The 10,138-nt window shown below is 65.5% G+C and carries 10 protein-coding genes; 7 read left to right on the forward strand and 3 right to left on the reverse strand.

What is annotated here, in order from left to right:
* On the forward strand, positions 1–256 hold a 256-nt coding region (locus DYI24_RS13900), incomplete at its 5' end, for an MOFRL family protein (RefSeq protein ID WP_283810856.1).
* Positions 257–535: 279 nt separating this feature from the next.
* Here the strand turns inward: DYI24_RS13900 and DYI24_RS13905 are convergent.
* The gene (locus DYI24_RS13905; protein WP_164572707.1) at positions 536–2,110 is read right to left on the reverse strand and encodes an adenylate/guanylate cyclase domain-containing protein; all 1,575 of its coding nucleotides are present in this window, start codon (positions 2,108–2,110) and stop codon (positions 536–538) included.
* Positions 2,111–2,232: 122 nt separating this feature from the next.
* Positions 2,233–2,817 (reverse strand): DUF3124 domain-containing protein, encoded by a 585-nt coding sequence (locus DYI24_RS13910; protein WP_164572708.1) that lies wholly within the window; start codon positions 2,815–2,817, stop codon positions 2,233–2,235.
* A gap of 48 nt (positions 2,818–2,865) precedes the next feature.
* Between DYI24_RS13910 and DYI24_RS13915 the strand changes: the two genes are divergently transcribed.
* The 3 genes from DYI24_RS13915 (at position 2,866) to DYI24_RS13925 (ending at position 6,130) form a co-directional block, all read left to right on the forward strand.
* Positions 2,866–4,596, forward strand: a complete 1,731-nt coding sequence (locus DYI24_RS13915; RefSeq protein ID WP_164572709.1) for a cation:proton antiporter — start codon at positions 2,866–2,868, stop codon at positions 4,594–4,596.
* 130 nt (positions 4,597–4,726) lie between these two features.
* A complete protein-coding gene (locus tag DYI24_RS13920; RefSeq protein WP_164572710.1) occupies positions 4,727–5,773 on the forward strand; it encodes a Y4kA family protein in 1,047 nt (348 codons plus the stop codon).
* A gap of 15 nt (positions 5,774–5,788) precedes the next feature.
* Positions 5,789–6,130, forward strand: coding sequence for a hypothetical protein (locus DYI24_RS13925; RefSeq protein ID WP_164572711.1), 342 nt, complete (start codon positions 5,789–5,791; stop codon positions 6,128–6,130).
* 12 nt (positions 6,131–6,142) lie between these two features.
* Here DYI24_RS13925 and DYI24_RS13930 read toward each other — a convergent pair whose 3' ends face one another.
* A complete protein-coding gene (locus DYI24_RS13930; protein WP_107354951.1) occupies positions 6,143–6,661 on the reverse strand; it encodes a MarR family winged helix-turn-helix transcriptional regulator in 519 nt (172 codons plus the stop codon).
* Positions 6,662–6,825: 164 nt separating this feature from the next.
* Between DYI24_RS13930 and DYI24_RS13935 the strand changes: the two genes are divergently transcribed.
* The 3 genes from DYI24_RS13935 to DYI24_RS13945 all read left to right on the forward strand — a co-directional run.
* Complete coding sequence (locus DYI24_RS13935) at positions 6,826–7,866, forward strand: branched-chain amino acid ABC transporter permease (protein WP_164572712.1); 1,041 nt, start codon at positions 6,826–6,828, stop codon at positions 7,864–7,866.
* A 5-nt stretch (positions 7,867–7,871) separates the two neighbouring features.
* Entirely contained in the window at positions 7,872–9,644 is a 1,773-nt protein-coding gene (locus DYI24_RS13940; RefSeq protein WP_164572713.1) for a branched-chain amino acid ABC transporter ATP-binding protein/permease, read from the forward strand.
* Positions 9,641–10,138: ABC transporter ATP-binding protein (locus DYI24_RS13945; protein WP_164572714.1), on the forward strand; the 498-nt coding region annotated here is incomplete at its 3' end. The genes DYI24_RS13940 and DYI24_RS13945, both read left to right, overlap by 4 nt.

Here is a 10,138-nt window from a genome sequence, read left to right on the forward strand (position 1 = left end):
GCTGTCCGACCTGCCCGACATCGCCGCACTCGCGGCCGACACCGACGGCGCCGACGGCGGCGCCGGCAACGCCGACGATCCCGCCGGCGCCCTGATCGACGCGGCGACCTTCGCGCAGATCGCCGCGCGGCGGCTCGACCCCGCCGCCCATCTGACTGACAACGACGCCACTGGCTTCTTCGCGCAGACCGGCGACCTGCTGATCACCGGCCCGACACTCACCAACGTCAACGATATCCGGGTGATCTTAGTTTAGTTCATCCCCTCTCCGTCGTTGCGAGCGAAGCGAAGCAATCCAGGAGTTCCGGACCTTGAGCTCTCCGTGCCTTGAGCTCCTGGATTGCTTCGTCGCTTCGCTCCTCGCAATGACGCACGAGAGGCCGCAGCTAACAATCGCCGTCATGCGCGGGTTTGCGCCGCCTGCGGCACCATGGCCACTCCGGCGCGGCGAAGGCCGGCGCATTCATCCTTTTCAAGGAAGATGGATCGCCGGATCAAGTCCGGCGATGACGGCCTTTGTTGTGGATCAATCCTGCTACTCCGCCGCCTTCGGCTGACGGCGGTCGAGCGAGGACAGCGCCTGGAGCAGCACTGAGCGAACGCGCTCGCTGTCGTTTGCGGCGACGGCTGCAGTGTCGAGGTGGAAGTCGAAGCCCGGCATCTTCTCGATCACCACCGCCGATACTTCGCTGCCGTCGCGCAGATGGTCGATCGCGTATGGCACCACCTCACGGCTGATGCCTTTCATGGTGATCGACGGCAGTGCACGGGCGTCGATGATGTCGCTGACCAGCGCATAGGTTTCGTACGACACCACGATGCCGCCGGGTTCGGCGATCGATTGCAGCCGCGCGGCGAGGTTCGCCTCGGCGCCGATGATGGTGTAGTCCATCCGGTCGGCGCTGCCGAAATTGCCGACGTTGCAATAGCCTGAGTTGATCCCGATCCGCGACCGGAACGGCTGCTCGATCCCGGCCGCGCGCCATTTGGCGTTGAGCTCCGACAGCCGACGCTGCATCGCCCACGCCATCCGTACGCAGGCCTGCGCGTCGGCACGGTCGCCCTTGGTCTCCGGATCGCCGAAGAAGATCAGCATCGCATCACCGATGAACTTGTCGATCGTGCCGCCGTAGCGGTGCGCGATCTCCGACATCTCGGTGAAGTACTCGTTGAGAAGCTGGGTGATCAGCTCCGGCTGCAGCCGCTCGGTGGTGGCGGTGAAATTCTGGATGTCGGAGAAGAAGATCGTCAGCTTCTTGCGCTCGGTGTGGATGACCACGTCCTTCTGGCCGGAAAAGATGCTCTTGTAGATCTGCGGCGGGATGTAGCGCGAGATCTTCATCGACAGCGAAGCCAGAAAGTCGTTGTTGGTCTCCAGCTCGTGGTTCATCGCCAGGATCTTCTGCGACTGCCGGCGCTGCATTGTCAGGAACGACACGCCGCACACCGCCGCCAGCATGAAGTACGCCAGCAGGAACTTGAACGAGAACAGATTGGCGGCGATCGGCTGGGTGATCATCACCTCCTGGATGCCGCGGACGTCGCCGACCTTCCAATCGCGCTTCGGGCTTTCAGGATGGCTGTTGTGGCAGGCGACACAGGCCGGCGCCATCGTCACCGGCGACACCAGCCGGACGCTGTCGCTGAACAATCCAGCAGAGGCCGACACGATGTTGTCGCTCGAGTCCTTGCGCAGCGCGGCGAGCGCATCCCGCTCGAAGGCGTCGAGCTGATGCGGGGCGCGATTGGCGAACGGATAATCCGAGACGAACCGATAGGTGATGTTGCTCTGCTGCTCGCCGATCACCTTGCCGAGCTCGAGCGACAGCGTGGCCGGGATCGGAATTGCGCCGGGCACGTTCTCGTAGTCGTGGATCACCTGCACCTGCCCGGGATGAGACAGGATGCGCCCGACCACATTGGCGGCGTAGTAGTGACGGACGCTCTTGATCACCGAATTCAGATCGGACGCCTGCCGGCGCAGCGCTGCATCGGCAAGGTTGGTGAGATCGAGCCACACCGCCAGCGGCAGGCCGAGCAGCAGCACCGCGATCGCGAGGCCGGTCCACCATCCACGGGCGCGCAGATCGTCCGTCTCGGATTTGTCCATGCCGCCCTGCCCTAGTTGCCGCGATAGCCGGGAACCTAGCGCGTAGGCGGTATAAAGAGAAGCATCCGGGTGCAGGGCTACCGGTCAGAGATAGCGCGTGGCTACCCCATAGCAGTCCCGACTCAGCGGCCGGAGGTGGTGCGGATCGGCCGGCCCTGCGAGATGAACGCGTAATGGCCGTTGGCGAAGGTCCCGATCATCAGCGCTTCGGTCACAGGTTCGGCGATCTCGCCGGCCGCGGCCCAGTCGATCACGAAATTGGCGCCGGTTCCGCCGCGGGTGTCGAGCGTCGCGACGAACGCCTCGATGGTGGCGAATGGCTTCAACGCCACCGGCTCCTTGAGATGACTCTCCACCATTTTACCGGCGCCGTCGTAATAGGCGATCCGCTTGATCACCAGCGGCTTGGTCTCGGAGGCGTTGTGAATGCTCAGCGTCACCGAAAAATCCGCCCGCGCCCCGCCCTGGTTGATCCAGACGCTGGAATAGGCCGGCACATAGATCGAGCCGCCGACGCTCAAAGGCTCGCTCGGCAGCGCGGTCAGCGAGCCGGCGAACGCCTTGGCGATGTCGCGCGGGGCCGGTGATTGAGCCAAAGCCGGTGCGCCAGCCGACAGAATCAGGCATGTCAGGCAGAGAATCACGAGCGCGCCGGAGCGATGGCGTCTCGTTCCGCGAGCCCGGCTCCCGATGCGTTGTCTCAGCATGGCTGTCCCTTTAGTGCTCGCGCCAAGGCATTCCACGGCGGAAGGTGCATGCACGAACTGATTGGCGATATCACGCTGAGCATCCTGTTCGCCTGGCTGCTCGGCTTGGCGGCGCATTTTTTCCGTCAGCCACTGATCCTCGCCTACCTTATCGGCGGTTTCGTCATCGGTCCATTCGGCCTTGGCTGGGTGAAATCCGAGAACTCGATCTCGGTGATCTCCGAGCTCGGGCTGATCTTCATGCTGTTCATGATCGGTCTCGAGATCGATCTGAAGAAGATCATCCGCGCCGGTCCGGTGATCCTGGTGGCGGCCGGCGGACAGATCGCCGGTGGCGTGCTGCTCGGCCTCGCCTTCTTCGTCGGCATTGGGCTCAGCCTCGGCGGCGGCCATTTCGACGTGCTGTACCTGACGGTGGCGTGCGCGCTGTCCTCCACAGTGATCATCGTCAAGGTGCTGTACGAGAAACGTGAGCTCGACACCCTGCCCGGCCGCATCACGCTCGGCATCCTGGTGCTGCAGGACATCTTCGCGATCCTGTTCCTGGCGGTGCAGCCGAGTCTCGCCGACCTGCAGATCTCGGTGCTGCTGCTGTCGATCGCGCGGGTCGTCGCGCTGGTCGCGACTGCGCTGGCGCTGTCGCGCTATGTACTGCCCTGGCTGTTTCACCGCATCGCGCGCACGCCCGAACTGGTGCTGCTCGGCGCATTGGCGTGGTGCTTCCTGATCGGCGAAATCGCCGAGCGGCTGCATCTGTCGCGCGAGATGGGCGCGCTGGTCGCCGGCGTGTCGCTGTCGACCTTCCCCTACGCGCTCGACGTCACCGCCAAGGTGACGACGCTGCGGGACTTCTTCATCACGCTGTTCTTCGTCGCGCTCGGCATGACGATCCCGATCCCGAACGGCTCGGTGATCGGGCTGGCGCTGGCGATCGCGGTGTTCACGCTGGCGAGCCGGCTGCTCACCACCTTCCTGCCGCTGTATCTGATGAAGCAGGGCCTGCGCGCCAGCCTGCTGCCGGCGCTGAACTTGGCGCAGATCAGTGAATTCTCGCTGGTGGTGATCCAGACCGGCGTTGCCGCCGGCCACATCGGCACCCAGACCGCGAGCGCGGCGTCGTTCGCCTTCGTGCTCCTGGCGGTGCTGTCGACCTTCGTGATCATGCGCAGCGATCCGATCACCCGCCGCGCGATCGGGACACTGACCAAATTCGGCTTCCGCGATCTCGGCCAGCAGCAGAGCGGCGCCGAAGCCGCCGCAGAGGCCGGCCACGGCGCGGTGCATCGCATCGTCATCCTCGGCTTCTTCCGCGCCGCCAGCGCGCTGGTCAGCGAAATCGAGCAGCACACCCCGGAGCTGCTGAAGCAGATCAGCGTGATCGACTTCAACCCGATGGTGTACCGCACCCTCACCGAGCGCGGCATGCACGTGATCTACGGCGACATCAGCAATGTCGACACGCTGCTGCACGCCGGCGTCGCCAAGGCCGAGATCATCATCCTCAGCGTGCCGGACTCGCTGCTGAAGGGCGCCACCAACGAGCGGCTGGTACGCCACGTCCGCGCGCTCAATCCCAACGCGCAGATCGTCGCCACCGCCGATCTGCTGGCCGATGTCGACGCGATGTATCAGGCGGGCGCGGACTACGTCACCGTCACCCGGCTCGCCGGCGCCCGTGAGCTGTACGAGGTGATCGAAGCCGCCGATAACGGCCTGCTGTCCGACAAGCGCGCCGCCCTCGACGCCCGCCTCGCCGAACGCCGGGAAGTACTCCCGTAACGCTATCGCCCCGGGTGAATTCGCCTCATAGTTGCACCGAAACAACAGACTCGGCACAGCGCCGGCGTATAGTCGGCGCGTATTTCGTTTTGCCGTTTGTCGTTGTTCGAGTGATTGCCCGAGGCACGCGATGTGGAAGAGCATCGTTTCGGCTGCCATCGCATTGCTGGTGCTGACCGGGTGCGCGATCCACCCGCTGCCGGAGGATTTCTCCGGCGTCGATACGCCCGATATCGTCAAGCGCATCCGCTGCGAAACCCGCGACGCGGTTCAGACCGTGATGATCGCGTGGGTCGACAAGCTCGCCCAGAGCGGCGATCCGATCGCCCAGCAGCTCAGCGCCACCTATTCCCAGAACCGCGAAGCGACCAGCCAATTTGGTCCCGAGCTGTTTCCCGGCCGCGCCTATGACAAGGTCCGGACGCTAATCCGGACGTTCTACCGGACCGGCGTCGCGTACAATTTCGATCTCAACATCACCGAAGACAACGACCTGACCTCGCAGGCTAACCTATTGCGGGTGCTGCCCGAGCACGTGTTCAGGCTGAATGTCGGCGCCGGCGCGCTGCGCAAGCGCAGCAACCAGCGCACCTTCACGGTGACCGACACCTTCGAATATCTGCTCAAGACGCTGAACGATCCCTCACGCGGCAGCTACTGCAACGGCCAGATCGTCGCGGCGAACTACGTCTATCCAATCACCGGCCGGATCGGCGTCGAGAAGCTGGTCAAGGACTTCATCGAGCTGACGCTGTTCGGCAACCTCGCCGGCAGCCACAACGGCGCGGTGCCGGCGATGACCGACAAGCTGGTGTTCACCACCACGCTGAACGCCAGCGCCACACCGAGCGTGGTATTCACGCGCGTCACCACTGCATTCGATCTCGCCGACGCGCAATTGACCGCAAGCGCCAAGCGCAGCGACGTGCATCAGGTCGCAATTGCGCTAGCACTTGCGGGCAACGAGGCCGCCGATCTCGCCACGATGCGGACCTATCTGTTCACAGCGCCGCGAGTCGGCGGCGCTCCGACCGCTGCGGTGCGCAAGACCGGCGGATCACAAACCCTGTATGTCGGCGACCGCGTGACCGGCGGCGGCACGCCGTCCGAAGTCCTCGCCGTGATCGCAATCGATCAGATGAAGCGTCGTGAGCTGCAACTGTACCCTGCCCAATGATCAAGGGGGACGATGATGGCGACCACACCGGCGAAGTCGAAGGCCAAGAAAACCTCTGCGGCGAAGCCGGCCGCCAAGAAGCAAGCGGCCGGGCCTTTCACCCGCTACGTGTCACCGGCCGCGGCGGTCGTGCGGTTCTGCCGCTCGCTGACGCCCGAGGAAGCCGACGACTTCATCGCGCGCGCCGAACGCGCCGAAGCCGTCGTGACCCTGAAGGCGACCTCGGTCGCTTTCGTCGACCGCTTTCTGGTGGCGAAACGAAAGCGCGTGGCGATCGAGCTCAACTCGATCACCGCCTCGGTGCAGGAGGTCGACCCCTGCCCGGGGAACGACAAACGTTGCTTCAAAAAGAGCTGACCGCCGGCGCGTTCAGAACTCGCGCGCGATGGTGGCGAGCATCGACAGCAAAGCGTCACGATTGTCGCGGCCGAGCAGTTCGGTCAGCCGGTCTTCGTGACGGGTCGCCACCAGCTTCTTGGCGCGCGCCAGCGTGGCGCGGCCTTTGTCGGTGAGCATCAGGATGTGCGAGCGGCGATCGCTCGGCGATCGGGTGCGGACGCATAGGCCGCGACTTTCGAGCGCATCGAGCATCGCCACGAAATTCGGCCGCAGGATGCCGAGCGTGGTGGCGATCTCGGTCTGATTGCGGCCGGGATTGGCATCGAGCAGCAGCAGCACCGAGAACTGCGCCGGTGTGAGCTGCACCGGGGCGACGCAATGCAGGAAGTCTTCGAACACGCGGAGCTGGGCGCGCTTCAGCGCGTAGCCGAGCAGTTCCGACAGTTCGCCCATCATCAGCTCGGAGGCCTCGGCGGCACTCTCGACCGGCGGCTCCTTGCGCGCGCCTCGTGCCGGCTTGGCGACGGCGGCGGTTTTCGATGCGGGCATCGCCGGGCTCGTGATCCTGTTCGCTAAGGTCCCGCGAACGCCTCGCGGGGCCTTGAGCTTATAATCGATAATTGTTATGCACCATATCAAATAGCCTGAGCAGAATTCAACTGCCGGCGGATGGAGGCGCGCAACGACGTGCCTTCGCGGGAGGGGACGTTCGCGTGAACACCACGATTCTGCTGTTCCTGGTTCAGGACGGTATCACCAACGGCGCGATCTACGCACTGCTCGGGCTGGCGCTGGTGCTGGTCTTTGCCGTCACCCGGGTGATCCTGATTCCCCAGGGCGAATTCATCACATTCGGCGCACTGACCTACGCGACGCTGTCGGCCGGCGGCGTCCCCGGCACCGCACAACTGGCGCTGGTGATGGGGTTGGTCGCGTTCGCCTTCGAATTGTTCAGCGCCCGCAAATCGCTGCATCTCGCCAAGGTGGCGCGCGCGGCGCTGATCTATATCGCCTTCCCGGCAGCCGTGCTGGCGCTGGCGACGTGGCTGCCGGCGCATAAGCCCGGCGTCGCCATCAACATCGCGCTGTCGCTGCTGATCGTCGCCGCGATCGGGCTGTTTCTGTATCGCATCGCCTTCCAACCGCTGGCCCACACTTCGGTGCTGGTGCTGCTGATCGCCTCGGTCGGCTGCCATCTGGCGCTGCAAGGCTTCGGCCTGGTGTTCTTCGGCGCCGAAGGTCTGCGCGGCCCACCGCTGTCCGACGTGACGCTGAGCGCAGGCCCGCTGATCTTCACCGGCCAGAGCCTCGCCGTATACGGCATCACCCTGGCACTGATGGCGGCGCTGTGGCTGTTCTTCGGCTACACCCGCTACGGCAAGGCGCTGCGCGCCACCGCGGTCAACCGGCTCGGCGCCCGGCTGGTCGGCATCCGCACTTCGCTCTCGGGCCAGATCGCGTTTCTGCTCGCCTCGGTGATCGGCGCAATCTCCGGCATCCTGATCGTGCCGATCACCACGCTCTATTACGACACCGGCTTCCTGATCGGCCTCAAGGGCTTCGTTGCCGCGATCATCGGCGGCTTGGTCAGCTATCCGCTCACCGCCGTCGCCGCGATCGTGGTCGGCATCGTCGAGTCGTTCTCCTCGTTCTACGCCTCGAACTACAAGGAGGTCATCGTCTTCACGCTGATCCTGCCGGTGCTGGTGCTGCGCTCGCTCGCCGCCCCCGCGGTCGAAGAAGAGAAGGACTGAGCGTGATGCCGCGTTGGTTGCCGATTCTCCTGTTCGCCGCCGTAATGATGGCGCTGCCGCTGATCCCGGGCATCCCGCCGTTCTGGATCGTGCTGCTCGACAATATCGGCCTCGCCGCGCTGGTGGCGATGGGCCTGGTTCTGCTCACCGGCGTCGGCGGGCTCACCTCGTTCGGCCAGGCCGCATTCTGCGGCTTCGGCGCCTACACCACCGCCTACATCACCACGGTGTACGGTCTGTCGCCGTGGCTGGCGCTGCCCGCTTCGCTGGTGGTCGCCGGCATCGCCGCGGTACTGCTCGGGTTGATGACGGTGCGGCTCTCGGGCCACTATCTGCCGCTCGGCACCATCGCCTGGGGCATCGCGCTGTACTATCTGTTCAGCAAGCTCGATTTCCTCGGCCGCAACGACGGCATCTCGCGAGTGCCGCCGCTGTCGATCGGCCCGATCGACATGTACGATCCGCATACGATCTACTTCGTGATCTGGGCGATGGTTCTGATCAGCGCCGTGCTGACGATGAACCTGCTCGACAGCCGCACCGGCCGCGCCATCCGCGCGCTGCGCCGCGGCCATGTCGCCGCCGAAGCCTTCGGCGTGCAGACCGCGCGCGCCAAGCTCCTGGTGTTCATCTATGCGGCGGTGCTGGCGGGCCTGTCGGGCTGGCTGTACGCGCACTTCCAGCGCAATGTGAATCCGACGCCATTTGGGCCGCAAGCCGGCATCGAGTATCTGTTCATCGCCGTGGTCGGCGGCGCAGGCTATGTCTGGGGCGGCGTGCTCGGCGCCGCGATCGTCATCATCCTGAAGGAAGTGCTGCAGGGCTATCTGCCGCTGCTGTTCGGCGGCCAGGGCCAGCTCGAGATCATCGTGTTCGGCATCCTTCTGGTGGTGCTGCTGCAGCTTGCGCCCGGCGGTGTGTGGCCGTGGCTCGCCAATCTGGTGCCGGTCAAATTCCGGCGCGCCGTCACCGGCAATGCCGGCGGCCTGCCTGCGCGTGAACGGGTCGGCGGCTCCACGACTGCGCCGCTGCTGAAGGTCGAGCGCGCGCGAAAGCAGTTCGGCGGCGTGGTTGCGGTCAACGACGTGTCGTTCGACGTCAACGCCGCCGAGATCGTGGCGCTGATCGGCCCCAACGGCGCCGGCAAGTCGACCACTTTCAACCTGATCACCGGCATCCTCACCACCACCGGCGGCCGGATCGAAGTACACGGCAAGCCGGTCGACAACACCCCGCCGCAGGAAGTTGTGAAGCTCGGCATCGCCCGCACCTTCCAGCACGTCAAGCTGGTGCCGGACATGACCGTGCTGGAGAACGTCGCGATCGGCGCGCACCTACGCGGCCGCTCCGGCGCGATCACCAGCATGCTGCGGTTCGATCGCGGCGACGAGGCCAAGCTGCTCGCCGAGGCCGCGCGGCAGATCGAGCGCGTCGGACTCGGCGCCGAGATCGATCAGCTCGCGGGTTCGCTCTCGCTCGGCCAGCAGCGCATCGTCGAGATCGCGCGCGCGCTGTGCGCCGATCCGGAATTGCTGCTGCTCGACGAGCCGGCGGCGGGCCTGCGCCACATGGAAAAGCAGCGACTCGCCGCACTGCTGCGTCAGCTCAAGGACAGCGGCATGTCGGTGCTGCTGGTCGAACACGACATGGGCTTCGTGATGGACCTCGCCGACCGCATCGTCGTGCTCGACTTCGGCACGAGGATCGCCGAAGGCACGCCCGAGGCGATCAAGACCAACCCGGACGTGATCAAAGCCTATCTCGGAGCGCTGGCATGACCGCCCTGCTTTCGGTGTCCGGCGTCTCGGTGTCCTACGGCAAGGTCGAGGCTGTGCGGAACGTGTCGCTCGAGGTGCGGACGCGTGAGATCGTCACCGTGGTCGGCGCCAACGGTGCCGGCAAGACCACCCTGCTCAGCGCCGCGATGGGCGTGCTGCCGCTGAAGGGCCGCGTCACTTTCGACGGCATCGACGTCGCGCGGCTCGACATCGAGGACCGCGTCGCCGCCGGGCTGTCGCTGGTGCCCGAGCATCGCGAGCTGTTCGCCACCATGACGGTGGAGGACAATCTCGAACTCGGCGCGTTCCGCATCGCCAAGACCATCGCCGCGCAATCGCAGGAGCGGGTCTATGGCCTGTTCCCGCGGCTGAAGGAACGGCGCAAGCAGCTCGCGGGCACGCTGTCCGGCGGCGAGCAGCAGATGCTGGCGATGGGCCGCGCGCTGATGGGCGCGCCGAAGCTGTTGCTGCTCGACGCGCCGAGCCTCGGCCTC

Source organism: Rhodopseudomonas sp. BR0C11 (genome assembly GCF_010820945.1).
GTDB lineage: Bacteria > Pseudomonadota > Alphaproteobacteria > Rhizobiales > Xanthobacteraceae > Rhodopseudomonas > Rhodopseudomonas palustris_H.

Excerpts from the sequence above, each read along its gene's own strand:
- DYI24_RS13905 (WP_164572707.1), bottom strand. The coding sequence starts at position 2,110 with ATGGACAAATCCGAGACGGACGATCTGCGCGCCCGTGGATGGTGGACC.
- DYI24_RS13910 (WP_164572708.1), bottom strand. The coding sequence starts at position 2,817 with ATGCTGAGACAACGCATCGGGAGCCGGGCTCGCGGAACGAGACGCCAT.
- DYI24_RS13915 (WP_164572709.1), top strand. The coding sequence starts at position 2,866 with ATGCACGAACTGATTGGCGATATCACGCTGAGCATCCTGTTCGCCTGG.
- DYI24_RS13920 (WP_164572710.1), top strand. The coding sequence starts at position 4,727 with ATGTGGAAGAGCATCGTTTCGGCTGCCATCGCATTGCTGGTGCTGACC.
- DYI24_RS13925 (WP_164572711.1), top strand. The coding sequence starts at position 5,789 with ATGGCGACCACACCGGCGAAGTCGAAGGCCAAGAAAACCTCTGCGGCG.
- DYI24_RS13930 (WP_107354951.1), bottom strand. The coding sequence starts at position 6,661 with ATGCCCGCATCGAAAACCGCCGCCGTCGCCAAGCCGGCACGAGGCGCG.
- DYI24_RS13940 (WP_164572713.1), top strand. The coding sequence starts at position 7,872 with ATGCCGCGTTGGTTGCCGATTCTCCTGTTCGCCGCCGTAATGATGGCG.